The sequence below is a fragment of the Aquihabitans sp. McL0605 genome, from assembly GCF_049993875.1.
In the GTDB taxonomy this organism is placed as follows: domain Bacteria; phylum Actinomycetota; class Acidimicrobiia; order Acidimicrobiales; family Iamiaceae; genus Aquihabitans.
Map to the genome: position 1 here is coordinate 2,606,572 of NZ_CP188252.1, position 26,965 is coordinate 2,633,536.

At 71.9% G+C, this 26,965-nt stretch carries 26 protein-coding genes and 1 tRNA gene; 14 read left to right on the forward strand and 13 right to left on the reverse strand.

Annotated elements, in window-relative coordinates; all coding sequences use genetic code 11:
• Window positions 1-108: 108 nt before the first annotated feature.
• From ACPPVX_RS12080 to katG, 3 genes are all read left to right on the forward strand, one after another.
• Complete coding sequence (locus tag ACPPVX_RS12080) at window positions 109-1,863, forward strand: ABC transporter substrate-binding protein (RefSeq protein ID WP_426570807.1); 1,755 nt, start codon at window positions 109-111, stop codon at window positions 1,861-1,863.
• A 97-nt stretch (window positions 1,864-1,960) separates the two neighbouring features.
• A complete protein-coding gene (locus tag ACPPVX_RS12085; protein ID WP_426570808.1) occupies window positions 1,961-2,563 on the forward strand; it encodes a TetR/AcrR family transcriptional regulator in 603 nt (200 codons plus the stop codon).
• Between the two features lie 243 nt (window positions 2,564-2,806).
• A complete protein-coding gene (gene katG, locus ACPPVX_RS12090; protein ID WP_426570809.1) occupies window positions 2,807-5,041 on the forward strand; it encodes a catalase/peroxidase HPI in 2,235 nt (744 codons plus the stop codon).
• Between the two features lie 66 nt (window positions 5,042-5,107).
• On the opposite strand, the gene ACPPVX_RS12095 is transcribed toward katG, so the two are convergent.
• The gene (locus ACPPVX_RS12095) at window positions 5,108-5,770 is read right to left on the reverse strand and encodes a GntR family transcriptional regulator (protein ID WP_426570810.1); all 663 of its coding nucleotides are present in this window, start codon (window positions 5,768-5,770) and stop codon (window positions 5,108-5,110) included.
• 60 nt (window positions 5,771-5,830) lie between these two features.
• On the opposite strand from ACPPVX_RS12095, the gene ACPPVX_RS12100 reads away from it, so the two are divergent.
• Complete coding sequence (locus tag ACPPVX_RS12100) at window positions 5,831-7,009, forward strand: amidohydrolase family protein (protein WP_426570811.1); 1,179 nt, start codon at window positions 5,831-5,833, stop codon at window positions 7,007-7,009.
• Between the two features lie 103 nt (window positions 7,010-7,112).
• Window positions 7,113-8,762, forward strand: coding sequence for a cyclic nucleotide-binding domain-containing protein (locus tag ACPPVX_RS12105; RefSeq protein ID WP_426570812.1), 1,650 nt, complete (start codon window positions 7,113-7,115; stop codon window positions 8,760-8,762).
• Window positions 8,763-8,766: 4 nt separating this feature from the next.
• On the opposite strand, the gene ACPPVX_RS12110 is transcribed toward ACPPVX_RS12105, so the two are convergent.
• Entirely contained in the window at window positions 8,767-9,252 is a 486-nt protein-coding gene (locus ACPPVX_RS12110) for a carboxymuconolactone decarboxylase family protein (protein ID WP_426570813.1), read from the reverse strand.
• Between the two features lie 74 nt (window positions 9,253-9,326).
• Here ACPPVX_RS12110 and ACPPVX_RS12115 point away from each other — a divergent pair, with 74 nt between their 5' ends.
• The 5 genes from ACPPVX_RS12115 (at window position 9,327) to ACPPVX_RS12135 (ending at window position 14,042) form a co-directional block, all read left to right on the forward strand.
• On the forward strand, window positions 9,327-9,830 hold the full coding sequence (locus tag ACPPVX_RS12115) for an RrF2 family transcriptional regulator (RefSeq protein ID WP_426570814.1): 504 nt from the start codon (window positions 9,327-9,329) through the stop codon (window positions 9,828-9,830).
• A gap of 103 nt (window positions 9,831-9,933) precedes the next feature.
• The gene (locus ACPPVX_RS12120; RefSeq protein WP_426575031.1) at window positions 9,934-11,907 is read left to right on the forward strand and encodes a M13 family metallopeptidase; all 1,974 of its coding nucleotides are present in this window, start codon (window positions 9,934-9,936) and stop codon (window positions 11,905-11,907) included.
• Window positions 11,908-11,965: 58 nt separating this feature from the next.
• Window positions 11,966-12,748, forward strand: coding sequence for an alpha/beta hydrolase (locus ACPPVX_RS12125; protein WP_426570815.1), 783 nt, complete (start codon window positions 11,966-11,968; stop codon window positions 12,746-12,748).
• 50 nt (window positions 12,749-12,798) lie between these two features.
• Window positions 12,799-13,236, forward strand: a complete 438-nt coding sequence (locus ACPPVX_RS12130; RefSeq protein WP_426570816.1) for a signal peptidase II — start codon at window positions 12,799-12,801, stop codon at window positions 13,234-13,236.
• Entirely contained in the window at window positions 13,233-14,042 is an 810-nt protein-coding gene (locus ACPPVX_RS12135; RefSeq protein WP_426570817.1) for a prolipoprotein diacylglyceryl transferase family protein, read from the forward strand. The genes ACPPVX_RS12130 and ACPPVX_RS12135 overlap by 4 nt, the downstream gene beginning before the upstream one ends.
• Before the next feature lie 11 nt (window positions 14,043-14,053).
• On the opposite strand, the gene ACPPVX_RS12140 is transcribed toward ACPPVX_RS12135, so the two are convergent.
• From ACPPVX_RS12140 to ACPPVX_RS12165, 6 genes are all read right to left on the reverse strand, one after another.
• Entirely contained in the window at window positions 14,054-14,971 is a 918-nt protein-coding gene (locus ACPPVX_RS12140) for a LamG-like jellyroll fold domain-containing protein (RefSeq protein WP_426570818.1), read from the reverse strand.
• Complete coding sequence (locus ACPPVX_RS12145) at window positions 14,968-17,628, reverse strand: peroxiredoxin family protein (RefSeq protein WP_426570819.1); 2,661 nt, start codon at window positions 17,626-17,628, stop codon at window positions 14,968-14,970. The genes ACPPVX_RS12140 and ACPPVX_RS12145 overlap by 4 nt, the downstream gene beginning before the upstream one ends.
• Before the next feature lie 148 nt (window positions 17,629-17,776).
• Entirely contained in the window at window positions 17,777-18,622 is an 846-nt protein-coding gene (locus ACPPVX_RS12150) for a thioesterase family protein (RefSeq protein ID WP_426570820.1), read from the reverse strand.
• 57 nt (window positions 18,623-18,679) lie between these two features.
• Window positions 18,680-18,976, reverse strand: a complete 297-nt coding sequence (locus ACPPVX_RS12155) for a hypothetical protein (protein WP_426570821.1) — start codon at window positions 18,974-18,976, stop codon at window positions 18,680-18,682.
• 294 nt (window positions 18,977-19,270) lie between these two features.
• On the reverse strand, window positions 19,271-19,591 hold the full coding sequence (locus tag ACPPVX_RS12160; protein ID WP_426570822.1) for a hypothetical protein: 321 nt from the start codon (window positions 19,589-19,591) through the stop codon (window positions 19,271-19,273).
• Between the two features lie 75 nt (window positions 19,592-19,666).
• Window positions 19,667-19,792 (reverse strand): hypothetical protein, encoded by a 126-nt coding sequence (locus ACPPVX_RS12165; protein ID WP_426570823.1) that lies wholly within the window; start codon window positions 19,790-19,792, stop codon window positions 19,667-19,669.
• Between the two features lie 487 nt (window positions 19,793-20,279).
• On the opposite strand from ACPPVX_RS12165, the gene ACPPVX_RS12170 reads away from it, so the two are divergent.
• Entirely contained in the window at window positions 20,280-21,614 is a 1,335-nt protein-coding gene (locus tag ACPPVX_RS12170; RefSeq protein WP_426570824.1) for a sulfatase-like hydrolase/transferase, read from the forward strand.
• A gap of 48 nt (window positions 21,615-21,662) precedes the next feature.
• Here the strand turns inward: ACPPVX_RS12170 and ACPPVX_RS12175 are convergent, their stop codons facing one another.
• The 4 genes from ACPPVX_RS12175 to ACPPVX_RS12190 form a co-directional block, all read right to left on the reverse strand.
• Window positions 21,663-21,950: a TraR/DksA family transcriptional regulator gene (locus ACPPVX_RS12175; RefSeq protein WP_426570825.1), complete on the reverse strand. Its 288-nt coding sequence runs from the start codon at window positions 21,948-21,950 to the stop codon at window positions 21,663-21,665.
• Window positions 21,951-21,994: 44 nt separating this feature from the next.
• Window positions 21,995-22,288 (reverse strand): TraR/DksA family transcriptional regulator, encoded by a 294-nt coding sequence (locus tag ACPPVX_RS12180; RefSeq protein WP_426570826.1) that lies wholly within the window; start codon window positions 22,286-22,288, stop codon window positions 21,995-21,997.
• 101 nt (window positions 22,289-22,389) lie between these two features.
• A complete protein-coding gene (locus tag ACPPVX_RS12185) occupies window positions 22,390-22,569 on the reverse strand; it encodes a hypothetical protein (RefSeq protein ID WP_426570827.1) in 180 nt (59 codons plus the stop codon).
• A gap of 132 nt (window positions 22,570-22,701) precedes the next feature.
• On the reverse strand, window positions 22,702-22,854 hold the full coding sequence (locus tag ACPPVX_RS12190) for a hypothetical protein (RefSeq protein ID WP_426570828.1): 153 nt from the start codon (window positions 22,852-22,854) through the stop codon (window positions 22,702-22,704).
• 131 nt (window positions 22,855-22,985) lie between these two features.
• Between ACPPVX_RS12190 and ACPPVX_RS12195 the strand changes: the two genes are divergently transcribed.
• Window positions 22,986-23,468, forward strand: coding sequence for a MaoC family dehydratase (locus ACPPVX_RS12195; RefSeq protein ID WP_426570829.1), 483 nt, complete (start codon window positions 22,986-22,988; stop codon window positions 23,466-23,468).
• Between the two features lie 138 nt (window positions 23,469-23,606).
• On the opposite strand, the gene ACPPVX_RS12200 is transcribed toward ACPPVX_RS12195, so the two are convergent.
• A tRNA-Gly gene (locus ACPPVX_RS12200) sits at window positions 23,607-23,677 on the reverse strand.
• Window positions 23,678-23,862: 185 nt separating this feature from the next.
• Here ACPPVX_RS12200 and ACPPVX_RS12205 point away from each other — a divergent pair.
• Window positions 23,863-24,372 (forward strand): pyridoxamine 5'-phosphate oxidase family protein, encoded by a 510-nt coding sequence (locus ACPPVX_RS12205; RefSeq protein WP_426570830.1) that lies wholly within the window; start codon window positions 23,863-23,865, stop codon window positions 24,370-24,372.
• A 112-nt stretch (window positions 24,373-24,484) separates the two neighbouring features.
• Window positions 24,485-26,959, forward strand: a complete 2,475-nt coding sequence (locus ACPPVX_RS12210) for a lysylphosphatidylglycerol synthase domain-containing protein (RefSeq protein WP_426570831.1) — start codon at window positions 24,485-24,487, stop codon at window positions 26,957-26,959.
• Window positions 26,960-26,965: the final 6 nt, after the last annotated feature.

Consider the following 26,965-nt stretch of genomic DNA (forward strand, 5'->3'; position numbering starts at 1 on the left):
TCACGCTCTCTACTGACCATGTGTGTAATACTAACACCCGACGAGCCGACCCGAAATGGGGCAAGCTGTCGCCCAAAACCGGAATGCCATCACCGTCAGGGGACATCGATGCACACCTTCCGCCATGCACCTTCTCGCGCCTCCGCAGTCGGCCTCGCCGCGCTGCTGACGCTCAGTGTGGTCGCCGCCGCGTGCGGCGGCACCACGAAGAGCGACGCCGACAAGGGGCCGACCTCGACCGCCGAGGACTGCCTCAACGCCAAGTGCGGCGAGAGCGGCCTGAAGGACGCCGGGACGCCGAAGCGGGGCGGCACCATCATCTACGGCCTCGAGGGTGAGACCAACGGCGGGTTCTGCCTGCCCGAGGCCCAGCTCGCCATCTCGGGCGAGCTCGTCGTGCGCGCCATCTACGACACCTTGACCGTGCCGAACGCGGCGGGGGGCTACACGCCCTACCTCGCCAAGTCGGTCACGCCCAGCACCGACTACAAGACCTGGAAGATCGTCGTGCGCGACGGCGTGAAGTTCCACGACGGCACCGACCTCACCGGCGAGGTCGTCAAGAACAACCTCGACGCCTACCGGGGCACGTACCCGGGCCGGGCGCCGCTGCTGTTCAAGTTCACGCTCCAGAACATCGACACCGTCACCGCCGACGGCCAGACGGTCACCGTCACCACCAAGGTGCCCTGGATCGCCTTCCCGGCGTTCCTCTTCTCCGGCAGCCGGATGGGGATCATGGCGCAGGCCCAGCTCGACGACTCCAAGTCGTGCGACCGCAAGCTCATCGGGACCGGGCCCTTCGAGTTCAAGAGCTGGAGCACCGGCGACAAGCTCGTCGGCGTCCGCAACCCGAACTACTGGCAGACGGCCCCCGACGGCAAGAGCTACCCCTACGCGAACGGCATCGAGTTCCGGATCATCGCCGACGGGCAGGTGCGGCTGAACTCGATCAAGAGCCCCAGCGGCGCCAACGTCATCCACACCAGCAACGCCGAGCAGATCGGTGGCGACCTGCTCGACCTGCGCAACGCCGGCAAGACCAACATGCTGGTGTCCGAGGACGCGGCCGAGCCGACGTTCATCCAGCTCAACTCCACCAAGCCCCCGTTCGACGACATCCGCATGCGCAAGGCCCTCGCCCAGGGCCTCGACCGCAAGGAGCTGAACCAGGTCCAGAACAACGGCCTGCCCACGGTGGCCTCGGGGCCCTTCGCCCCGAGCTCGGAAGCGTTCGTCGCCGACCCGGGGTACCCCGCCTTCGACCTGGAGGCGGCCAAGAAGCTGGTCAAGGAGTACGTGGCCGACGGGGGCAAGAACTCGTTCACCTTGGTGAGCGGACCCGACGCCGCCACCATGCGCTTCGCCCAGCTGATCCAGCAGCGGGCCCTCAAGATCGGGCTCAAGGTGAAGATCGTGCTGCGCGACCAGGCCGCCGGGATCAACGACGCCATCGGCAAGAAGTACCAGGCGATGCTGTTCCGGAACTTCCCGGGTGGCGACCCCGACATCAACTACGTGTGGTGGTACGGCCAGGGCAACCCCGTGAACTTCAGCGGCTACGACGACGCCACCATCAACAAGCTCCTCGACGAAGGTCGCAGCGAGACCGACCCCACCAAGCGGACCGAGCTCTACAAGCAGATCAACAACGAGTTCGCCAAGCAGGTGTGGAGCCTCTGGACCTGGTTCACCCCGTGGGCCGTCGTGGAGAAGAGCAACATCCACAACATCCTCGGGCCGCCGCTGCCCGGCGACGACCCGAGCCAGCCCGGCGAGGCGAGCACCACCGACAAGGACCTCGAGCCGAGCGCCGGCCTGGCGAACGGCCACTCGCTCATCGGCATGTGGATCGACAGCTGATCCAAGATCCCCCCGATCGGCGGGCGCGCCGCACCTTGCGTGCGTCGCGCCCGCCGGCACCGGGGCCGTCGGACCGGCCCTGCTAGAGATGGTCGACGTGCAGCAGCCTCGACGACGCCTGTCGGTCGACGACCGGCGTGACGAGGTGCTGCGCGCCTGCCTGCAGCTGCTCGGCGAACGGCCCTGGGACGAGGTGTCGATGGCCGACGTGGCGGCCGCCGCCGGCGCGTCGAAGCCGCTGCTGTACCACTACTTCTCCACCAAGTCCGACCTCTACCTCGCCGCCGTCCGCCTGGCGGCCGACGAGCTGGCCGAGGCCACCAAGCCCGACCCGTCGCTCCCCGCCCGGGCCCGGCGCACGGCGGCGCTCGACGCCCACCTCGACTGGATCGAGGCCAACGACCTGGCGTACCGGGCCGTGCTCCAGGGCGGCATGAGCTCGCATCGCGAGGTCCAAGCCATCGTCGAGGCCTCGCGCGACGTGGTGGTCCGCCGCCTGGCCGACGAGTTCGGCTTCGACGAGATGACCCCGGCGCAGCGCATCGCGCTGCGCGGCTGGATCGGCTTCCTCGAGGGGGCCTCGCTCGACTGGCTGCGGGCGCGAGACGTCTCCAAGGAGCACCTCGCCCGCCTGATCGGCGCGTCGGTCGCCGGGGTCATCCGGGCGGCCAAGGCCGACCCCGGGCCACCCGCGCCCTGACCCCTCGCGCCCTCCCGCCGCGTCGTCCACCCGTCCCGGCGACCGCGGCGGTTCCGGCCCGTCGACCGGCGTAGTCCCAGGTCCGCGAGCTAATCGGGGCGAGCCGCGTTACGGTCCTCGATGACGGGTCCGGGCGATGGTTCGGTCGGACTGGGATGCGTGCGCCGCCGCCCACGCCCTTGCGCGGCGGCCGCGTTGCAGGAGAAAAGGATCACCAGCGCTCGAGCAACGAGGAGGCCCCCGATGGCCAACGAAGAGACCGGTCCCATCACCACCACCGACGAGGAGGACGCCCCCTCGGCCAAGTGCCCCGTGATGGATCACAGCCACACCGCAACCGGATCCACCGCCAACGAGCACTGGTGGCCCGACCAGCTGACGCTCAGGTCGCTGGCCATGAACTCGCCGCTGATCGACCCGCTCGGCGAGGAGTTCGACTACGCCGCCGCCTTCGAGAGCCTCGACCTCCCCGCCCTGAAGGCCGACCTCACCGCGCTGATGACCGACTCGCAGGCCTGGTGGCCGGCCGACTTCGGCCACTACGGAGGGCTCTTCATCCGCATGGCGTGGCACAGCGCCGGGACCTACCGCATCCACGACGGGCGCGGCGGCGCCGGCTCGGGCACGCAGCGCTTCGCCCCGCTGAACAGCTGGCCCGACAACGTCAACCTCGACAAGGCCCGCCGGCTGCTGTGGCCGATCAAGCAGAAGTACGGCCAGAAGATCTCGTGGGCCGATCTGATGATCCTCACCGGCAACGTCGCCCTCGAGTCGATGGGGTTCAAGACCTTCGGCTTCGGCGGCGGCCGGGCCGACGTCTGGCAGCCCGAGGAGGACATCTACTGGGGGCCCGAGACCACCTGGCTCGACGACGAGCGCTACAGCGGCGACCGCGAGCTGGCCGACCCGCTCGGTGCCGTCCAGATGGGCCTGATCTACGTCAACCCCGAAGGCCCCAACGGCAACCCCGACCCGGTGGCTTCGGGCCGCGACATCCGCGAGACGTTCGCCCGGATGGCCATGGACGACGAGGAGACCGTGGCGCTGATCGCCGGCGGCCACACCTTCGGCAAGACCCACGGCGCCGCCGACGGCGATGTCTACGTCGCCCGCGAGCCCGAGGGCGCCGAGCTCGAGGACCAGGGGCTCGGCTGGAAGAACAGCTTCGGCACGGGCATCGGCAACGACACCATCTCCAGCGGCATCGAGATCATCTGGACGCCCACCCCCACCACCTGGGACAACAGCTTCTTCGAGACGCTGTTCCGCTACGAGTGGGAGCTGACCCAGAGCCCGGCCGGCGCCCACCAGTGGCGCCCCACCGATCGCTCGGCCGACGACACCGTGCCCGACGCCCACGACGCGTCGAAGCGCCACGCGCCGATGATGCTCACCACCGACCTCGCGCTGCGGTTCGACTCGGCCTACGAGCCCATCTCGCGGCGCTTCCTGGAGAACCCCGACCAGTTCGCCGACGCGTTCGCCCGGGCCTGGTACAAGCTGACCCACCGCGACATGGGCCCCATCTCCCGGTACCTCGGTCCCGAGGTGGCCTCCGAGGAGCTGATCTGGCAGGACCCGGTGCCCGCCGTCGACCACCCACTCGTCGGCGACGCCGATGTCGCCGCCCTCAAGCAGCAGATCCTCGGCTCGGACCTGTCCGTCTCGCAGCTGGTGGCCACCGCGTGGGCGTCGGCCTCCACCTTCCGCGACAGCGACAAGCGCGGCGGCGCCAACGGTGCTCGCATCCGGCTCGCTCCGCAGAAAGACTGGGACGTCAACGGTCCGGCCGGCCTGGCCTCCGTCCTGCAGGCGCTCGAAGGGATCCAGGGCGAGTTCAACAGCTCGCACGTGGGCGGTGCGCAGATCTCGCTCGCCGACCTGATCGTCCTCGCCGGCTCCGCGGCGGTGGAGAAGGCGGCGGCCGATGCCGGGCAACCGATCGTCGTCCCGTTCTCGCCGGGGCGCACCGATGCCTCGCAGGAGCAGACCGACGTCGAGACCTTCTCGGTCCTCGAGCCCACCGCCGACGGGTTCCGCAACTACACCCGCGCCGGCGACAAGCGCCGGCCCGAGGAGCTGCTGGTCGACCGGGCCAGCCTGCTCGGGCTCACCGCCCCGGAGCTCACCGTGCTGATCGGTGGCCTCCGGGTCCTCGGGGCCAACCACGCGGAGACCAGCCACGGCGTGCTCACCGACAAGGTCGGCACCCTCTCCAACGACTTCTTCGTGAACCTGCTCGACATGGCCACGGAGTGGAAGGTGTCGTCCACCGAGCACATCTACGAGGGCCGCAGCCGGGCGTCGGGCGAGGTCACCTGGACGGGCACCGCCGTCGACCTCGTCTTCGGTTGGAACTCGCAGCTCCGGGCCGTGGCCGAGGTGTACGCCTCGTCCGATGCCCACGAGCGGTTCGTCGCCGACTTCGTGGCGGCCTGGGTCAAGGTCATGGACGCCGATCGGTTCGACCTCCGCTGATCCTCCGGTGCTCCTGGTCGGCCTCGCCTCCGGGCCGGGCCGACCGGCACCGACGCGGGTGCGGCGTCAGCCGTGCTCGATCACGCCGCGCTGCACCAGCTCGGCGATGACCGCCTCGGCCACGCTGCGGGCCTCGGTTTGGCGGTGCTCCGAAGCGGCCCGGCTGTCGCCGGCGACGATGGCGTCGATGACCTGGGCGTGAGCGTCGGCCAGCTCGTCGCGGCTGCGCGTGGTGCTCTGGCGGGCCGCCCACTCGAGGAAGTGGCCGAACCCGCGCAGCTCGGCCCGTAAGCGCGGCGTGGCCCCCGCCCGGTGCTCGGCCCGGCGGATCTCCGTGCTCAGCTCCTCGTGGCGGGCATGGGCGTCGGCCGGAGCGGCGCGCAGCTCGTCGAGCATCCGGTGGAGGTCGGCGAGGACCTCGGGGTCGGGGTCGACGGCGATGCGGGCGACGGCGACGCCGCTGAGCATGCCCAGGACGTGGAAGTCGGCCCGCAGGGTGCGGGCATCGAAGTGCTCGATGTAGGCGGCGCGGTGGACGCGCTTGGAGATGACGCCGTCGCGCTCGAGCAGGGTGAGGGCCTCGCGGACCGGGGTGGGGCTGACCCCGAGCGCGGTGGCCACGCCGTCGACGTCGATGCGATCGCCGGGCCGGAGGCGGCCCTCGAAGATCTGGGTCTGGACGTGGTCGACCACGGCCTGGCTGGTCTTGGCCCGCTTGAGCGTCGTCACCTCACGCAGTGTAGCGATAAAAAATTGAAAATCAAAGATTGCTGCGCGAGGATGGGGGCCATGACCGAACTCGCAGCAGGCCTCCGCGTCGTCGACGCCGACTCCCACATGACCGAACGGCACGACCTGTTCACGGAACGGGCGCCCAAGGGCTACGAGGACAAGGTCCCGCGCGTCGAGGTGATCGACGGCGTCGACATGTGGGTGGTCGACGGCCACACCTTCGGGAAGGCCGGCTCGGGCGGCACGATCGACCACGACGGCAAGAAGCACCCGTTCCGGCAGTCGCAGGGCGGCAGCTGGGGCATCAAGGACGTCCACCCCGCGGCCTGGGACCCGGCGCAGCGCCTCGTCCTGATGGACGAGCTCGGCATCGACACGCAGGTGCTGTACCCCAACTCGATCGGCATCGGCGGCCAGAACCTCTGGAACACGGTCGACGATCCGATGGTCGCCGAGCTGTGCGTCACCCTCTACAACGACGCCATGGCCGAGGTGCAGGAGGCGTCGGCCAACCGGTTGCTCCCGATGCCGATCATGCCGGCGTGGGATGTCGACTTCTGCGTGCGAGAGGCCCAGCGCTGCGCCGAGCTGGGCTACCGCGGCATCAACATGACCGCCGACCCGCAGGACTCCGGCTCGCCCGACCTCGGCGATCCCGCGTGGGACCCGCTGTGGGAGGTCTGCGCCGGGCTGAGCCTGCCGGTCCACTTCCACATCGGCGCCAGCCAGACCGCGCTCTCCTACTTCGGCACCACCTACTGGCCCAGCCAGGACGATGCCGTGAAGCCCGCCATCGGCGGGGCCTCGCTCTTCCAGAACAACTCGCGGGTGCTGCTCAACAGCGCCTACTCGGGCATGTTCGACCGGCACCCGAACCTCAAGATGGTGTCCGTCGAGAGCGGCATCGGCTGGGTGCCGTTCATGCTCGAAGCGATGGACTACGAGCTCGAGGAGAACGCGCCGGCCCACTTCGACAAGCTCGAGAAGCTGCCGTCCGAGTACTTCCGAGACAACTGGTACGCCACGTTCTGGTTCGAGACCGGCCGTGGCGACCTCCAGCACCTGATCGATCAGGTCGGCGAGGACAACATCATGTTCGAGACCGACTTCCCGCACCCGACCAGCCTCCACCCCGACCCGGTCGGCATCGTGAAGGACCGGGTCGCCACCCTGCGGCCCGAGACCCAGCGCAAGGTGATGGGCGCCAACGCGGTCGAGCTGTACCGCCTGACCTGACCGTCCTCGAGCGCGGTCCATCCCACCGGGCACCACTGCTCACGGCCTCCCGGCTTCGCCGCAGGTGTTAGTAAGAGCAGGTCCGCACGGGTGAGGAGGCGCGATGCAGGGGACCAGGGCGGGGCCGGGTCGCCAGCGCGCCGCGGGCAACCCGGCGCTCACCCGCCTCGTCGGGGCCCACCTGCTCACGGTCGTCGCCGAGTACGCGGCCTTCGTGGCCGTGCTCGTCTTCGCGTTCGACCAGGGCGGCTCGCGCGGCACCGGCCTGGCCTCGCTCGCCATCCTCGGGGCCACGCTGGCCGGTGCCTTCGTCGCGTCGACGCTCACCAACCGCTTCCGGCCGGCGCTGGTCCGCAACGTCGGGCTCGCCGCCCAGGTGGCCGGCTACGCGATCGCGGCGGCCGCGATGGCCGGTGGCGTCGTGCCCGTGGCGATCGCGGGCTCGGTGCTGGCCCTCGGTGCGGTCCCCACGCTGCGGCCCACGGGAGCGGTGCTGCTGCCCGCGGTGGTGCGATCGACGAGCGAGCTGACCACCGGGACCCTCTGGATCTCGCGGTGCGAGTGCGCCGCGGCGCTGCTGGGGCCGCTCGGCGTGGCGGTGCTGCTGTGGGCCGGGGGCCCTGAGCTCGCGCTGGCAGGGTGCGGCGTCGCGGCGGCCGCCGCGCTGGCGATCTCGTTGGTCGGCACGACTGCCGCCGGAGCCGGTCCGCCGCCGGCATCGGCCGACCGCCCGCTCGCCGAGGCCATCGCCACCGTGCGGGCCAACCGGGGGACCACCGGCCTGTTCGGCGTCGCCCTGGCGTACTACGTCATCCTCGGTGCGCTCGACGTGCTGCTCGTGGTGCTGGCGTTCGAAGCGCTCGACCTCGGCTCCGGCGGGGTGGGGGTGCTGAACGCCCTGGTGGGGGCGGGCGCCCTCGCCAGCATGGTGGTGGCCACGGTGGTGGTGCGCCGGACGCGGCTGGCACCGTCCCTCGCGCTCGGGCTGCTCGCCGCGGCCGTGCTGTGCGTGATCCTGGGCGTGGCGACGTCGCGGCCCGTCGCCGTGGTGGTGCTGCCGCTCCTGGGCCTGGTGGCGGCGCTGTGCGATGGCATCGGGCGGATGCTGCTCCAGCGCTCCGCCGACCCTCGGGCCCTGGCCAGCCTGTTCGCCCTGGTGGAGCTGGTCGGCGGGGTGGGCATGCTCCTCGGCTCGGGCCTGGCCCAGATCGTGGTGGCCGTGGGCGACGTGCACTGGGCGCTCGTGGCCCTCGGCTTCGTGCTGGCGCTCATCCTCGCCGTGTCCGCCAAGGCGGTCTGGCACGCCGACGCCAGCGCCGACGTCCCCGTGGTGGAGATGAGCCTGCTGCAGCAGCTGCCGATGTTCGCGCCCCTTCCGCCGATCAACCTGGAGGCCCTCGCCCGCACCGCGGCCTCCCAGCCGTTCGCCGCCGGCGAGGAGGTCGTCCGCCAGGGCGACCACGGCGACCGGTTCTACGCCGTGGTCCACGGTGAGCTCGACGTCTCGATGAGCGGCGAGCACATCCGGGTCCTCGGCCGCGGCGGCTCCTTCGGCGAGGTCGCCCTCCTCGCCGACGTGCCCCGGACCGCCACCGTGACGGCCCGGAGCAGCGGCGAGCTGCTGGCGATCGACCGCGTCCCGTTCCTGGTGGCGGTGACGGGCAGCGACACCTCGCAGGCCGCGGCCTGGGGCGCCATCCACGCCCTGCGGTTCGACGACGGCGTGCCCGTTCCGCCCGTCGTCGAACCCTGAGCCCTCAGCCGGCGGTGGAACCCTGGCGCATCGACCCGGGCACGGCGTGGCCGACGATGGACAGCCGGTTCCAGGCGTTGATGACGACGATGCCGTAGATGAGCGCGGCATAGGTCTGCTCGTCGAAGGTCTTGCGGGCCTCGGCCTCCAGGTCGACGGGGAGGTGGCCGTCGGCGATGCGGGTCACGGCCTCGGTGACGGCCAGGGCCACCCGCTCCTCGTGGGTGTAGAGCTCGCTCTCGCGCCAGGTCGACAGGAGCGCCAGCCGCTCGGCCGTCTCGCCCGCCTCGACGGCATCGTGGTGGTGCATCTCGAGGCAGAAGGCGCAGCCGTTGATCTGCGAGGCGCGGATCTTGATGAGCTCGTAGAGGGCCTTCGGCAGCGAGCTCTCCGCGATGGCGGTCTCGAGCCGGTACATGGCGCGCAGGCCGGAGGGCAGGCCACCGTGCAGGTCGACGGGGGGCTGCGGGGTGAGGTGGAGGTCGGTCATGGGAGGCTCCTTCGAACTTCAATCTGGATATGTGATGTCCAGATAGTTCTAGCACAGGCGAAGCCGGAACCTGGATGAGTACCATCCAGATCATGAAGCTGGGCCAAGGAGTGGAGTGGGCGCTGCACGCGTGCGTGCACCTGGCCATGGCCGGACCCGATCGTCCGGTGCCCGTGGCCTCGCTCGCCGAGCTCAACGACCTGCCGGCGCCGTACCTCAACAAGCAGCTGCAGGCCCTGGCCCGCGCCGGCGTGCTGACATCGACCCCCGGGGCGCGGGGCGGCTTCTCGCTTGCCCGCCCGCCGGAGCGCATCACGGTCCTCGACGTGGTCCAGGCCGTCGACGGGACCGAGGGCGCCTTCCGCTGCACCGAGATCCGCCGCCAGGGCCCGATGGGTGCGTCGGCCCGCGAGAGCCGCACTCCCTGCCAGATCGCCGCCGTCATGGGTCGGGCCGAAGCGGCGTGGCGAGCCGAGCTGGCCGCCACGACCATCGCCGGGATCGCTGGGCAGGTCGAGGCCAAGGTGCCCCAGACGCCGGTGCGCATCCGCCGCTGGCTCGCGGAACGCGTCAGCTGAGCCTCTCGGGATCTCGCCTGGTCCCGCTCGATCACCGGTGCTCCGCCGGTACGATTCGCGGCTTCGCACCACCTGCGGGACCGACCACCTGACGGAGACGACGATCGTGACCACCTACGCCGCGCTGGACGACACCGACCCGGGCACCCGGCCCCAGGACGACCTGTTCGGGCACGTGAACGGCCGCTGGATCGCCGAGACCGAGATCCCCGGCGACCTGGCCGTGAGCGGCGGGTTCATCGACCTGGCGCTCGAGGCCGAGGAGATCGTGGGCGAGATCCTCGGCGAGGCCCGCGACGCGGTCGACGCCGGCGATGACGGCCTCGACGCCGACCGTCGGAAGCTCGGAGACCTGTACGCCAGCTTCCTCGACGTCGAGCGCGCCGACGCGCTGGGCGCGGCGCCCATCGCCGACGACCTGGCCGCCATCGCTGCGCTCACCGATGCGTCCGGCCTGGTGGGGCTGCTCGGGCGGCTCCAGCGCGGCGGCGTCGGCGGCCTGGTCGATGCCTACGTCAACACCGACGACCGCCAGTCCGACCGCAACATCGTCAACCTGGTCCAGGGCGGCATCGGCCTCCCCGACGAGTCCTTCTACCGCGAGGACGGCTTCGCCGAGATCCGCACCGCGTACGTCGAGCACGTCGCCCGGGTGCTGCAGCTGATCGGCCGGAGCGAGGCCGACGCCGCCGACGCGGCCGCTCGGATCCTGGCCCTCGAGACCCGGCTGGCCGCCGGCCACTGGGACCGGGTCCGCAACCGCGACGTCATCGCGTCGTACAACCTCACCACGCTCGCGCAGCTCACCGAGCTGGCCCCCGCCTACGACTGGGCGGCGTGGGCCGACGGGCTCGGTGCCACCGACGCGCAGCTCGCCGAGGTGCTCGTCCGTCAGCCCAGCTTCTTCGGGGTCGTGTCGGAGGCGCTCGTCGAGGTGCCGCTGGCCGACTGGCAGGCCTGGCTCTCGTTCCACGTGGCCGTCGACGCTGCGCCCTACCTGTCGGCCCCGTTCGTCGACGAGAACTTCGCCTTCTACTCGAAGACCCTGAAGGGGACCACCGAGCAGCGCGACCGCTGGAAGCGCGGGGTCGGCCTCTGCAACGCCGCGCTGGGCGAGGCCGTCGGTGCCGCCTACGTGGAGCGCACGTTCCCGCCCGAGGCCAAGGCGCAGATGGACGAGCTGGTCGCCAACCTCGTCGAGGCCTACCGCGACAGCATCGGGCGGCTGGCCTGGATGGGTGAGGAGACCCGGGAGCGCGCCCTCGCCAAGCTCGACAAGTTCCGCCCCAAGATCGGCTACCCCGAACGGTGGCGCGACTACTCGGCCCTCGAGATCGAGCGCGACGACCTGGTGGGCAACGTGCGCCGCGCGTCGGCCTTCGAGACCGCCCGGCAGCTGGCCAAGATCGGCGCCCCCGTCGATCGCGACGAGTGGCTCATGACGCCCCAGACGGTGAACGCCTACTACAACCCCGGCGTCAACGAGATCTGCTTCCCGGCCGCCATCTTGCAGCCTCCGTTCTTCGACCCCGAGGCCGATGCCGCCCTCAACTACGGCGGCATCGGTGCGGTGATCGGCCACGAGATCGGCCACGGCTTCGACGACCAGGGCTCGCAGTACGACGGCGACGGCAACCTCGAGAACTGGTGGACCGACGCCGACCGCGAGTCGTTCCAGGTCCTGGCCGACCAGCTCATCGCCCAGTACGACGGGTTCGAGCCCCGGGAGCTGCCCGGCCACAACGTCAACGGCGCGCTGACGGTCGGCGAGAACATCGGCGACCTCGGCGGGCTCACCATCGCCCTGCTCGCCTACGAGCTCAGCCTCGGCGGCGCCGACGCGCCGGTGCTCGAGGGCCAGACCGGTCGCGAGCGCCTGTTCCAGAACTGGGCCTACATCTGGCGGATCAAGACCCGCCGCGAGGCCCAGCTCCAGCTCCTGTCGATCGATCCGCACTCACCGGCCGAGTTCCGGGCCAACATCGTCCGCAACCTCGACGAGTTCCACGACACCTTCGCCACCGACCCCACCGACGGCCTCTGGCTCGACCCCGACCACCGCGTCCGCATCTGGTAGCGCCGCCCGCTCGGGCACCCGCCGGCACCACCCACGTCCAACGAACGAGAGGATCACCATGGCTGAACGGATCGAGCTGTGGGACGACCAGCCGGAGGGGCCGGGCAGCACCCCGTTCCAGCTCCCGCCCGAGTTCGGGGGCCACGCCGCGCTGCGCAACGTCGTGCGGCCCTCGCTCACCTCGTTCGCGCCGGCCGAGCCCGGGGCCGACACGGCCGTCATCGTGTGCCCCGGCGGAGCGATGCTGATGCTCAGCGTCGGCAACGAGGGCACGCCCGTGGCCGAGTGGTTCGCCGGTCGCGGTGCCCACGCCTACCTCCTGGAGTACCGGACCCTCCCCACCGAGAGCGACCAGGACCTCCGCGACCAGGCGATGGCGATGCTCGCCGACCGGGCCGCGGCGGCGGAGGCCCTCGCCGTGCAGGCGCGGCTCGCCGGGGCCGATGCGGCCGCCGCGGTCCGCTGGGCGCGCCAGCGGCACCGCCACGTGGTCCTGATCGGGTTCTCGGCCGGCTCGGCGGCGGCCGTCGAGGCCACCATCGGCGACCCCGGCGCGCGGCCCGACGCCACCGTGGCCATGTACCTGCCCACGCTCCCGGTCCCCGACGCCACCGACGCGCCCCCGCTGTTCGTGGGCGCCAGCATCGACGATCCCCTCGGCATCAGCGGGAGCCTGGCCCTGCTCGACGCCTGGCGCGGTGCCGACAGGCCCGTCGAGCTCCACCTGTTCGAGGGGGGCGGCCACGGCTACGGCGCCGTGCCCACCGGCACCACCGCCGACAGCTGGCTGGGCCTCGCCACCCGCTGGATCGAGGCGCACGGGCTGCTCGATCCAGGCTGAGCCCGCAACACCCCTGGCCTGGGCCTCGATGAAGGCGCAAGATGGTGGCCGTGCTCCCCGTCCTGTGGTCGCTCGTCGTCGCGCTGGCCGTCGCCGCGCTCGATCGGGCCACCAAGCGCTCGGTGACGCTGCGCCTGGCCGAGGGCGAGCGCCGGCCGATCGTGGGCGGCGTGGCGGTGGCCCGGGTGACCAACCAGCGCGCGGGGCTGGTGCGGCTGTCGACCGCCGCCGCGGTGGCGGTGGCGGTGGTGGTGCTCTCGGCCGCAGCGGTGGTGCTGGTGCAGCCGGGGGTCGGTGCGCCGGTCGCGGTCGGCTTGGGCCTGCTGGTGGGAGGCATGGCCGGCAACGTCGTCGACCGGGTCCGCCACGGCGGGGTGGTCGACCTGCTGGCCGTCGGCCGTTGGCCTGTCTTCAACGCGGCCGACGCCGCGCTGGTGGTGGGCGCGCTGGTGGTGCTGGCCGCGCTGGTGGGGTCGGTGCGCACGTGACGGCGACCGGTGCCGCCTCGCTCGGGGCGGTCCCGCCTCCCGGCCGGCTGTTCGGCCGCCGGTACCTGCACCTCGGCCGCCACCGCGTGCCCAGCTACGTGGTGCTGCTCGAGGTGGGCTGCGTGCTCGGCACCTACGTCGGGGTCTGGGCGGCGGCGGCCGACGGCCTCGACGAGGTCCGCTTCGTGGTCGGCACCGCCCTGCTGCTCGTCCCGGCGCTGGTGGGGTCGCGCCTCTGGTTCGTGCTCGGTCACCGCGACGAGTTCCGGCGGGACCCGTCGCGCGTGTGGCGGCGGGCCGAGGGGGGCTCGGCGCTCTACGGCGGCCTGGTGCTGAGCGCGGCCGTCTCGGTGCCCGTGCTGGCGCTGCTCGACCTGCCGTACTGGCGGTTCTGGGACGCCGCCGCCCTCACCATGCTCGTCGGGCTGATCCCGACGCGGCTGGGCTGCGCCATGAACGGGTGCTGCACCGGCCGGGCCACGGAGGGCGCGCTCGGGGTGCGGATGCCCGATGTCGAAGGTCGCTGGGAGCGCCGCTACCCGTCGCCGCTGCTCGAGGCGGGCTACGTCGGGCTGATCCTCGTCGCGGTCCTCGCCGTGGCGGTCGTGGCGGGGCCGCAGGTGCCGTTCGCCGGCGCCCGGTTCCTGGCCGTCGTGGGGGCCTACGCCGCGGGCCGCATCGCCCTCGGGGCCACCCGCGGGTCCGGCGCCCGCTCGGCCTGGGGCAACGCGGTCACCTCGGTGGCGATCCTGCTGGCGGTCGCGGCCGCCCTGGCGGTGGGCCGAGCTGGTGACCTCGGGTGGTGAGCGCGGCCGGGTCAGGGCCGGCTGGCGGCGACGTGGGCGTCGATCTGCGTCGGGCTGAGGGCGGTGTTGTAGAACGCGGCCTCGTCCAGATCACCGGTGAAGGGCCGTTGGGGGTTGCCGGCCCCGAACGCGGCGATGACGAACGGCGAGGCGTCGGTGGTGCTGGCGTAGCCCGCGGGTGACTTCGTCTCGGTGTACCGGTTGGGGTCGCCCACGATCCGGATGTCGACCGTGACCGACGGGGCGGCGCCGGTGCCGTCGTAGATCAGGGCGACGAGGTGCCAGGCGCCACCCACCGCACCCGCCCCGGCCGCCATCGTCGCCGAGGCGTTGGTCCCGCCGCCGAACACGCGGGCCTTGTAGGTGGGCGTGCCGTCGTTGCCGTAGCTGAGGTACAGCTCCCACCCGGTGTCGTCGCCGCCGGCCTTCCCGCGCGAGCTGGCGATGGTCTGCGTGTCACCGGCGTGGCCGGCCGCGTCGACGTGGCGCACCCAGATCTCGAACGTGAACCGGAGGTTGGGGCCCGGGTTGAGCAGCGCGCTGTGGGGCACCTCGACCAGGTCCGCTCCGCCGAAGCGGGTGCACCCGTCGGACGGCTCCCGGTCGGCGAGGGCGCCGCCGCCCTGCCCGAGCACCGGGGCGCCGCGATAGGTGCCGTTGAGCGCGCTCGGCCCCTTGTCGACGGCGACGGTGGTGGCGACGTCGCTGAGGGTCCAGTACGCCACCAGGCCCTCGCCGCCCTTGAGGATCGTGTCGGCGTAGGACGGGCGGCCGTTGCCGTTGCCGTTTCCAGGGTGGTCGCCGTTGCCCGGGGCGGTCCCCGGCGGCGTCGAGGTGTCGGCGGCGAACGGCTTGCACCCGGCGAAGGCCAGCAGGGCGACCACCGGCACCACGAGCAGCGGGATGAGGACGATCAGCGTCGGGGTCATGCGGGCACCTCCGGACTGGGATCGGACGGTCGGCCGCCGGGCTGGTCGGGAGCGGCGGGCTCGCCGAGGGCGCCGGGCTCGTCGCCTGCACCGGGGATCACGCGGCGGACGACGCCGCCGGCGTCGACCAGGATCGTGGTGGGCCAGGTCCGGACGCCGAAGCGCTCGGCCAGCTCGCCGTCGGGGTCGGCGATCGGCACGGCGTCGCCCGCAAGGCCGGCGGTGCGGAGCTCGCTGCCGTCGACCGCGGCGCCCTGCACGACGACTGCGGTGAAGACGTCGTCGGGATCGGGGGCCAGGCGCTTGACCGTGGTCAGGGCCCGGAGGTTGGTCGTGGAGCCGGGGCGGACGAACGTGATGATGGCCCGGCGGCCCTGGCGGCCGATGGGCGGCGGCGGGCAGCCGGCACCGGTCACGGCGAGGGCCCACGGGCCGAGCAGGTCGTCGCGGCTCACCCCGTAGTCGACGCGCTCGTAGCTCGGGGGCGGCGCCGGCACCAGGTGGGCGCCGAGCACGGCGGACAGCTCGTCGGCCTCCGGCTCCCCGGTCGCCATCCACGACGTGCCGCCCTGCGGGGTCACCAGGGCCATCACGGTGGAACGGGTGTCGACCGGGAGGGCCAGGGCGTCGGCCCAGGTGCCGTCGACGTCGAACGACACGAACGTGCTGGCCAGGGCCCCGACCTCGCGATGGAACTGCTGGGCCGATGCCTCGATGCCGGCGGCGTCGATGGTGCCCTCGGGGTGGAGCACGACCACCTGCAGGCCGGTCCCCTCCTTGCCTGCGCCGGCGAGCGCGGTGGCGATCGACGCGGTGAGCTCGGTCTCGCTCGTCTCCGAACCGGGTCGGACCACGAGCACGTTCGAGCCACCAGTGCTGAACCCGCCGCCGTACCCGGCGACCGAGGTGTGGAGGCCGATGTCGACGCCCGACGTCGGCAGGTGCTCGCCGGCGATCGGCCCGTGGATGTCGTTGGTGCTGATGACGAGTCGCTGGTGGGGGATGGTGCCCGGGGGGAGCGTGAGGTCGATCGGCTCGCTGCTCGCGGTGAAGTCGACCAGCTCGCCGGAGACGTCGTCGACGTACACCCCCGCCACGACGAGCTTCACCTTGCCGGGCCCGTCGATGCCGGGCAGCGGCGCGCTGATCCCGGCGCGCACGCCGAACGGCCCGCGCGACCGGCCGGCGGCGCGGACGAGGCTCCAGCGATCGCGGAACGACGACTGGTCGGGTGGAAGGGAGCCGTCGTGCCACTGCCATGACCACGAGTAGCGGTCGATCCGGCCGCCGGGCATCCAGCTGGCGAAGGCGGTGTAGCCGTCGCCCTCGTCGCGCTTGGCGAACGCCACCTCGGTGCCGCTGGTGGCCGACGACACCCAGATCGTGCCGACGAGCACGATGCCGTCGTCGTCGTAGCGGGTGGCGTCGAAGCGGGCGAAGGCGCCCGGGTCGAGGGTGGCCAGCTGGCGGCTGAGGTCGGCGGCTCGGTCGCCGAGCCCGAGGTCGGCGCCGACGTTGCCGGTCAGGGTCTGGATCTGGGCCTGCAGGCTCTGCTCGACCTGCGGCTGGGCCGCCGCCTTGGCCTCGTCTGCGTAGGGCCCGCCGTAGTTGAGGACGACGCTCGGGTTGCCGACGGGCGTGGCGCTGACCCAGCTGTTCCCCGCGTTGACCTTGAGGAGGATCCGCTGGACGACGTCGAACGTCCAGTTGTACTCCGACTTCTGGGTCGTGCCGTCGCCGTGGACCTTCACGTCGATCCACACCCCGCCGACGGGCCCCGCCGGTCCGACCCACACCGCCTCGGTCGAGCTCACCGCCACGCCCCAGGTGATGTCGATGTCGACGAAGTCCCAGCCGAGGATGCCGGCGGTGAAGTGGAGGCGGATCGTCTCGCCGAAGCTGTTCTGGAAGTCGTCGAGGACGGCGCGGATCCGAGCCAGCACGACGTCGCGGCTCACGGCGAGCGCCAGGTCGCGCTCGTACAGGAACACCCGGCTGATGCTCGAGACCGAGCCCGAGGGGACCGAGCCGTCGAGGCCGACGGGGATCGCCACCGCGTTCCCCTCGTTGCGATCGAGCTGCACGAGGTGGCCGGGCCGGAACCCGCTCGACACCCGGTGGGGCGTGGCCTCGAACTGGTGCTGGAGCAGGCGCTCGACCAGGTGCTGGATCTGGGCGGTCAGCTCGGGCGAGCCGAGATCGAGGTCCAACCCCGAAAGGTCGCTCACGGTCGTGCCGCGGAACGTCACCGACCCGGCGACCACGCGCAGCCACACGTGGTCCTTCGCTGCGTGCTGCCAGCCCATGCACGTCGGGTCGACGGGCTCCATCCGGTAGTCGGCCCCGATGGTCCCGTTGATGAACTGGGGGAGCGGGTCGGTGGCACCCTCGTCGGCCAGGAACTCGGCCCGGATGCCGACGTCGAGGTGGAACGTGTCGGTCGATCCGTCGTGGAGGGACAGGATCGGCACGCCCACCTGCGCGGCGAGGTGGCCGGGGCTCCCGGGCTCGTCGAGGTGGAGCTCGACGTGGTGGGGCAGCGTCGGCACCCTCGCGTCCTTGTGGTCGTTGCGGTGGAGGATCATCAGCAGCCGCTGGATCGACGCGGCGCTCACCTCCAGCACGGCATCGAACTGACCCGTCAACCCGTTGGACATGCCTGCTCCTCCGCAGCACCACCCGTCGCAACCCGCACGACCATGGTGGCGAACCCGGACCGGCCCGTCAACGAAGAACCGGACATTTGTCCGGGATCGTGCGCCGGGGTGCGCCGCCTTCCGGGCCGCGTGCCTGCGGAGGCGGCGGTCAGTCGGACAGGGAGCGGAGCATGGCGGTCTGCGTCACGGTGGCCACGTGCTCGCCGGCCGCGCTCCAGAGGTTCAGCACCCCGCTGGCGAGCCCGTTGGCGATGTGCGTGCACGTGGAGTCGACGCCGATCCAGGTGCCGCGCATCGGCCGGAACACCTGGATGCCGATCTGGAGCGACACGCTGCCGACCGGCCGCTCGCCGCCGCCGAGCGCCACGATGAGCGCCGAGCCGAGCGAGTCGCCCGGGATCGGGAGGAGCGCGGGATCCCAGTCGGCATCCGGAGCGGCCGGCGGATCGGTGAACCGGAACCAGACCGCGAGCCGGTGGACCGGATCGTGGGCGGGTGCCGATGCGCCGGAGCTGGCCGTCTTCCACTCCGTGTTGTCGAGGAAGCCGAGGGGGTAGGCGCTCTCCATCCAGACCGGAGGGGCGTCGGCGGGCGGCGGGTCGAGGAGCTCGACGGGCCGCGGGAGCGGCGTGTCGGTCGGACCGGGCAGCGAGGGGTCGGTGAACACCGCTGTGAGCGAGACGTTGGTCCCGTCGTCGCCCGGCACCCGGAGATCGCCGAGCACCTGCGACCCCCGACGTCCGTCGCGCAGCACCTCGACCGTGGTCGACACCGGTCCGCACGCCACCGGCCGGCAGAACGTGGCGCTCGCGCTGGCGAGGCTGAGGTCGGGCCGGTCGAGCACCGCCTCCATCGCCCGCAGCCCCGCGGCCATCACCACCCCGCCCTGCGCGAAGTGCAGCCCCCACGCGTCGGTGATGATCGAGTTGGCGACGTCGGGTCGCTCGCCGTCGATCATCGGCCGCGTGTCGGTGAGGATGTTGGGGGTGCTCATGGCGCCCTCATCATCGCGCCGGGGCCGGCAGGGCAGATCGCTCGTGGCCGGCGCGCTTCACGATGACGCGGCCCGCTTGGCCCTCATCGCAGGCACGGTCGTCGTGGATGGCCAGGCCGGGAGCAGGGCCGGCGCCAGGTCGTGGTCCGAGCCCACCGATGACGGCGTCGGATCGCCCTGCTCGAGACGGTGGGCGTACAGCACCCCGCCGATCATGGCGCCGAAGCCTCCGCCTCCCCACAGGGCGGCGAAGGCCGCGATGCCGAAGGACGAAGCCGGCGACGTGCCCGTGGCCAGGAGGCCGATCGTCACGGTGCTCAAGACGACGGTGATCGCCACCGCGCTGGCGACCACGATGGAGCGACCGAGCCCGGGAGGTTCACCTCGTGGGCCCGAGCGCATCTCGCTCGGTGGGCCGACGGTCGGGGATGGAGGCCCGGCCCCGCCCTCGAGCACCTGAGTGCGATCCGTCCGGGTTGCGTCGGTCACGGTGGCTCCGTCTCGGTGTGGCATGGAAGGCATCTCTCTGGTCGTGGTGGGGATCGGTCCTGCGACCGGACGGGGCGCCGTTGCCCCCTCCGGTCGCGGCGCCGGCGAGTAGGGCCCGGGGCCGAAGGCCCTCACCGGTGCCCTCTGCTGCGCTCGGTGTCAGAGCCGAACGGCCGGCACGACTCGGGTGGAGGTGTCGAGGCGAGGGGGCTCGTCGAGCTGGTCGATCGCCGCCATCACGTGCGACCCGAGGTCGGCGACGTCGACGGTGAAGGCCCCGGGCGCGTCGGCGAGGGCTCGGAGCGCCTGATCGAGGGCCTTCAGGTGGCGTTCGATCCGGAAGGTGGTGTGCCCGAGGCCGGCGGATCCCAGGTGGGCGCCGCACTTGGGGCACCGGTCGGCGTCGAAGGGGTCGGCCGTGTAGAGCTGCGCCAGGTCGAACGCTTCGGTGCAGCTGTGGCACTGGGCTCGGAGGGTCACGGTCGTCCTTTCGCATGCATCGGGGTGCCGACGGCGGCACCGGGCCGGAGAACCCGGTGCCGCCGTACGGTCTGGTCAGGCTCGACCGTCGACGAGCTTCCGTCGTTGGTCGGCCGCGTCTCGCGTGGCGCGACGCTCGTGCTTCAGGCGGCGCTTCTCGAGCACCGACTTGCCCTTCTTTCGAGTCTTTCCGTCTCCCATGATTCACCTCCTGGCGCGTCAAAGAACTGAGTGGGACTTCGCTGTTCCAAGTGAAATGGAACCGTCCGTTCCCCAACCGCGCCCGCGGTCGACTGCCGGTGGCAGGAACGGGGGGCCCGGGACGGCGGGGCGGAGCGAGTCCGCCTGCAGCTAGATCTGGCGGGGGATCAGACGGCCGGAGGGGCGCCGACGAGCAGCGCCCACCAGCACGCCGGGCGGTCAGCGGCAGGGATCGTGGTCCCTCGAATCGCGAACGCAGCCGGAATAGCCATGGCTTCGACCATAGTCCGCAAAGCGTCCCGTTGTGAAAGCGGTAAATGCACCCCACTCCGCTGGATTCGCATATGCAGCATCTCGCTTGGCGCCGAGTGCCCGGCCCGAACGTCGTCGGTGTCACTGAGGAGACCGACCAGCGCCGCCGAGCGGGCGTGGATCCGATGGGGCGGGGGGTGCCCGGCTCCCTCGCCCGGCTGCCTAGGGTTCCCGTGTGCCGCCGCCGAACGTCCTGGTCGTGTTGTCGGACCAGCAGCGTCCGGACTCGTGTGGGGTGTTCGGCCAGCGCCTGGACGTCACGCCGCAGTTGGATGCGCTGGCGGCCGAGGGGGTGGCCTTCGACGAGGCGTTCACGGTGCAGCCCGTGTGCGGCCCGGCCCGAGCGGCGTTGCAGACGGGTCGGTACCCGACCTCGGTCGGCTGTTGGCGCAACGGAATCGCGCTGCCCCCTGGCACCGAGACCCTCGCCGACCGGATGCACGGGCTCGGCTACCAGACCGGGTACGTCGGCAAGTGGCACCTTGCGTCGAACCGCGGGCACGGCCTGCCTCCGGACCGGCCGACCGCACGGTTCGAACGCGAGCCGGTCCCGCCCGACCGGCGGGGCGGGTACCGCGATGCCTGGGTCGCCGCCGATGCGCTGGAGCACACGTCCGGCGCGGTGTCAGGACACGTCTTCGATGAGGACGGACGGCGGGTCGATCTGCACGGCTACCGGGTCGACGCGCTCACCGACATCGCGATCGAACGGCTCGGGCGCTTCGACCGGGAGCGGCCCTTCTTCCTGTTCGTGTCCTTCCTGGAGCCGCACCACCAGAACAACCGGTTCCGGACCATCGGTCCCAAGGGCTGGGCCCGGCGGTTCGCCGACTTCGATCGCCCCGGCGACCTGCGCCGGTGGGCGGGTGACTGGCGGTGGAACTACGCCGAGTACCTCGCGTGCTGCGCCAGCATCGACGCCAACCTGGCCCGGATGGTCGATGCCCTCCGGGCCTCGGGTCAGCTCGATGACACGCTGATCGTGTTCGCCAGCGATCACGGCAACCACTTCCGGACCCGGAACCTCGAGTACAAGCGCAGTCCCCACGACGCGTCGCTCCGCATCCCGCTCGTCTTGTCCGGGCCCGGCTTCCGCGGTGGCGTCCGCCGGAGCGACCTCGCCACCAACCTCGACCTGGCCCCCACGCTCGTCCACGCGGCCGGCGGCGGCGACCCCGGGCTCGATGGGCGCCCGCTCCAGTCCGACGCCGATGCCCCATCCGATGTGCTGATCCAGATCAGCGAATCCCAGATCGGGCGGGCGCTCCGGACCCCCACGCACACCTACGCCGTGCGCGCCCCGACCCGGAACCCTCTCGCTGGTCACCGCCGACCGGACGCCGAGCACTACGTCGAGACCAGCTGCTACGACAACATCCGCGACCCGTTCCAGCTCGTGAACCTGGCGGGGACCGCGGCGACGGCCGACCTCCGCCGTCACCTGGCCGCCACCCTCGCCACTCGGATCCGCAACGTCGAGGCGGTCGAGCCCCACATCACGATCGCCTGAGCTCGACCGCACGTCGCCGGGGGCGCCGGGTGGGCCCGAGCGTTGGGGCTAGCTCGGCCGAGAGGCGCACGTCCGGCAGCGCTGCGCGGTGGGAACCACCTCGAGGCGTTCCGAGGGGATCGGTCCGCCGCACCCCTGGCATCCGCCGAAGGTCCCGGCGCTGATCCGCTCGAGCGCCTCCTCGAGCGACCGCTCGTGAGCTTGGTGCCGAGCGAGGCTGAGATCGTCGTCGCAGAGCGGTGCCACCCGTTCCTCGAGCATGGCTCGCAGTGTCCGCTCGAACTCGGCGAGGTCTTCGGCATCGAGGGTGGTGATGGGGGTCATCTCGGTCGTCACGTTTCTCCTTCGGGCGGTGGCGGGCGGGCCGGCGCCGGGGTTCCTCAGATCAGGAACGGTCGGGGTTGGAGCTGGCAGGTGATGCACAGCGCCGCAGCGGGGATGGCCTCCAGCCGCTCGGCACCGATGAGCTCGTCGCACTGGCGACATCGTCCGTAGGTGCCTTGGTCCCACCGGACCAGGGCGGTGTTCAACTGGATGGCGGCCGTGAGGTGGCCTTCGAGCGCGGGGTCGTCCGGCTGGCACGCATCGGCTCGATCGAGGTGCTCGTCGAGCAGCATCTGGAGCCGGACCCGGACCGATCCGTCCTGCGTCGGGTGGTTGAGGTGACGTGTCATGAGGAGTTCCTCTCGTTGTTCGGTGATGGTCGACTCGATGACCGAGCCGGTAGGGGTGGGGCTGAGGTGCAGGCGGCGTCGGAGCTCCCGCAGACGTCCGGTCAGCGGTCGCCCTGTCGCACCGGAGGGCTCGTCGCGATCGCGGCGAGCGCGCCGAGGGCGACCGAGTCCGCGACGCAGCGGCACCGGTACCGGCAGCCCCTGTTCAGGACGCGGAGGACGATCTTGAGGACGAAGCCCACCGTGGCCAGGAGGCCGACGGAGAGCACGAACGGCACCATCGAGGAACCCGAGCTCCTTGTGCGGCAGACAGACGCTCGTCGTCCAGCGCAGCGATCGCACCCGACGAGGAATCGTCGGGTACGTCGGACTGAAGCTGTGAGGGGAGGCCTAGCGCCTCAACGACGGCTCGTTCAGCGAGAGAACGGCGGCGCGCCGACGAGCAGCGCCCACCAGTGCTCGGCGGGGTCGTAGAGCCAGCCGCGCACCACCGCGGGCGGCGCGACGGCATGGAGAGCAGACACGCCGGCGCCCACGGCGCATGCGGTCGTTGCGGTGGTCTCCATGCCGCCGACCATAGCGCCGAAGCGTCTCCATGAAGCGAAAGATTTGCGTCAGATGTCGCCCCACCACGATCACCTGCGGGGGCGTCGCCGTCAGGCGAGCGGATCCGTGGGAGAGGGAGTAGGACAGAGCGATGAGCGATGCAGCAGCCAAGGCCTTCGAACTGTTCCAAGCCGATGTCGGCAACGACGAGGGCACCGGGGAGTGGTTCACCGTCACCCAGGACCAGATCGACCAGTTCGCCGACGTCACCCACGATCACCAGTTCATCCACGTCGACCCGGAGGCTGCGAAGGCAACGCCCTTCGGCACGACGATCGCCCACGGGTTCCTCACCCTGTCCATGCTGAGCCACCTGTCCTCGGGCACCAGCTCGGCGCGGCAGGACCCAGCCCGGTTCGCGGGCTTCGCCATGGCGATCAACTACGGGTTCAACAAGGTGCGCTTCGTCGCGCCCGTGAAGGTGGGCTCGCGCATCCGGGCCCGGGCCGTCACGAGCAACGTCGAGCTCAAGGGGAGCTCGATCGAGGTCACCCGCTCGTTCACCGTCGAGATCGAGGGCGAGGACAAGCCGGCCCTCGTCGCCGAGTGGATCTCGCGCCTCGTCTACGCCTGACGTCTGCCTCGGCCCTCCCGGCTCGTCCGGGTACGCCGCTCGACGGCCGCGACACAGGGCAAGGTCGCCAGGCCGCCCGCCAGAACGACGAAGGCCCTGGTCTACTGACCAGGGCCTCCTTGCGGTTCTTCGGGTGAGAGCGGGTGAGGAGAATCGAACTCCCGTATTCAGCTTGGGAAGCTGATGTTCTGCCATTGAACTACACCCGCGTGGGGCGCCGACCTGGGCCCGTGGGCTTGCGGACGGCGATCCAGCGAGGGATGACCCTACCCGACCCCGGTCGGCGGGCGCCCAGCGAGATCGTGGCGATGAGTTGGGCGCCGGGCCTGCGTCTGCCCCGGTGGTGGGCGCCCGAGCGTGGCGGCCACCGTCGACCGCCGACCAGGAGCTGGCCATGACCACGCAGCCGACCCACGCCGAGGTGCTGACCGGACAAGATGCCGAGCCCATCGAGTGGGACGAGGCGCAGGGTCGCATCGCCGAAGCCCGGTTCTCCTGGCTCGCCACCGCCCGGCCCGACGGCCGCCCCCACGTGCGCCCGTGCCTCACCATCTGGATGGACGGCGAGCTGCACTCCACGACCCGGGCCGACGCGGCGAAGGGCCGGCACCTCGCCGCCGACGGTCGCTGCTCGATGTCGGTCACCACCGACGGCATGGACCTCGTGGTGGAGGGCACCGCCAGCTTCGTCACCGACCCCGATCACCTCCAGCGCCTCGCCGACGCCTACCGGGACAAGTACGGCTGGCCCCCGGTCGTCGTCGACGGCGCGTTCGACGCCCCCTACGGCGCACCCACCGCCGGCGCCCCGCCCTACCGGCCCTTCGCCATCGCCCCCGATGCGGTCTACGCCTTCGGCACCGACGACGCCTTCGGCCCCCGCAGCACCCGCTTCACCTTCTGACCGAGCGGTCCGGGTCGGAGGAGACCGACCGCACCCCGAACGAGCTCGACCACACGTCGCACGGGTCCGGGGGAGATCCCGAGATCGGGCGCTGGCGTACGCTGCGACGGCGATGAGCGAGCACGAGCGGGGGAGCGAGCAGGGCGCACCGGTCGAGGCCGACGTCGAACGGTCGCGCCGCCGAGCCTCGTTCGACCCGCACCGGATCCTCGCCAGCGCCGAGCCGCGGGCGAGGGCGGGCTCGTTCTTCGGCGTGGTGCCGGCGGGGAGCATCCGTCGCCGTCCGAGCGACGCGCTGCACCTCGCCATCGGTCTGCTGGTCGTCGCCGCCAGCTACCTCGCCACCGATGGGTTCAAGCCCCGAGACGACAGCTTCTACCGCTGGCTCACCGACCTCCCCGCGTGGATCGGGAGCGCCGGCACGCTCGTCTTCGTCGCCGGCACCGTCGGCGCGGTGGTGGTCGTGGTCGGCGCGCTGCTCCTCACCCGCAACATCCGCCTGGCCCTGTCGCTCGTCGTCCTCGGTGCCGTCACCGGTGTCGTGTCGTGGCTGCTCGCCGGCGTCGTCCACGTCGACGAGGTCCGCGCCGCGGCGGGTGAGAAGAGCGGTCACCTGTTCGCGGCGTCGCCGGTGTGGCTGGCGGTGGCCATCGCCGTCCTGCTCGCCGTGGCGCCGTACCTCGTGCGCCCGGCGCGGCGCAGCGTCTGGATGATCTCCGGTCTGGCGATCGCGGGCGCGGTGCTGGCCGCGGTGGGTCCCCTGGCCTCGATCGCCGGGGCGGTCGGCCTGGGCTGGGCGATGTCGGCGATCGCCAGCCTGGCGATCGGCACGCCGAAGGCCACGCCGACGAAGGGGTCGGTGCGGCGGGCGCTGGCCGACCTCGGTGTCGCCCTCGTCGACCTGGAGCTGGCCGATGCCCAGACCTGGGGCGAGACCCGGTTCGTCGCCGCCGCACCCGACGGTGCCCCGGCATCGGTCATCGTCATCGGCCGCGATGCCACCGACGCCCGCTGGCTCTCGAAGGTCTGGCGCTCGCTCATGTACCGAGACGCCGGTCCGTCGATCTCGGCGTCGCGCTCGTCGCAGCTCGAGCACCGCGCCTACCTCCTGCTCATGGCGGCGAAGGCCGGGGTGCCCGTGAGCGAGGTGGTCATCGCCGCGACCGCCGGACCGGAGGAGACGGCGGTGCTCGTCCTGCTCGACCCGCCCGGGGAGCCGTTCTCGCTGATCGACCCGGCGGAGCTCGACGAGGCCACGCTCGACGACGCCTGGACCCAGCTGGGCCGGCTCCACGCCGCCCGCATCGCCCACGGCATGATCGGCCCCGACAACCTCATCCGCACTGCCAGCGGTGGTGCCGCGTTCGTCGACCTCTCCCTCGGCGTGGCGGGGGCACCGGCGGAGCGCCGCACCCGCGACCGAGTCGACCTGCTCGTCTCCACGGCCGTGCTCGTCGGCGACGAACGAGCCCTCGCCGCCGCAGGCCGGGCCCTGGGCGACGACGGCTTGTCCGAGCTGCTGCCCCTGCTCGAGTCGGCGGCGCTGTCCCCCGCAGCGCGCCGTGCGCTGCCCGAGCGCAAGAAGCTGCTCAAGGACCTCCGCGAGGCCGGTGCCGCCTGGACCGGCGTCGAGGTGCCGCAGCTCACCCAGCTGCGGCGCATCTCGGGCACCAGCGTGGCGATGGCGGTGGCGACCTTCGTCGGCTTCTACCTGATCGTCGCCCAGTTCTCCGGGGTCGACCTCTGGGCCACCCTCCAGACCGCGGACAAGGGCTGGGTGCTGATCGCCTTCGCCATCTCGTTCTCACCCAACTTCTTCGGGACGATCTCGGTCCAGGGCACCGTCGTGCAGCCCCTCCCGTTCGGCCCGCTGCTCGCCGAGCAGTTCGCCAACAACTTCACCGGGCTCATCGGCGGCACCGTCGCCAACACCGCGCTGGTCATCCGCTTCTTCCAGAAGCAGGGCCTGGCGGTCGCGGTGGCGGCCAGCTCCGGGGTCATGAACTCGCTCGTGAACGGCATCGTCGAGGTCGTCCTGATCACGCTGGCGCTGCTCTTCACCAACATGGACTTCTCGACCGGATCGGTCGGCGGCAGCGACATCGCCGGCTACGTCCTGTTCGGCATCGTGGCGCTCGGCGTCCTCGTGACCGTCGTGCTGCTCGCCCCCAAGCTGCGGGCGATGGTGCGTCGCACGGTCGGCCCGCAGGTGGCGGCGGCCAAGGCGAACCTCCGCGGCATCCTGAGCGATCCGCGCAAGGCCGTGCGCATCTTCGGCGGCAACCTCTGCTCGCAGATCGCCTACGCCCTGGTCCTCGAGGCCGCGCTGCACGCCTACGGCACGTCGCTCCCGCTCGCGACGCTCATCGTGATCAACTCCCTCGCCTCCCTGCTGGGCGGCGCCGCGCCCGTGCCCGGCGGCCTGGGTGTGATCGAGGCGGGCCTCATCGCCGGCATGACCGCCGCCGGTGTCGAGCAGTCGATCGCGGTGGCGGCCACCTTCACGGCCCGCCTCTGCACCGCCTACCTCCCGCCGATCTGGGGCTGGTTCGCCCTCAACTGGCTCCGCCACCACGACTACATCTGACGACCG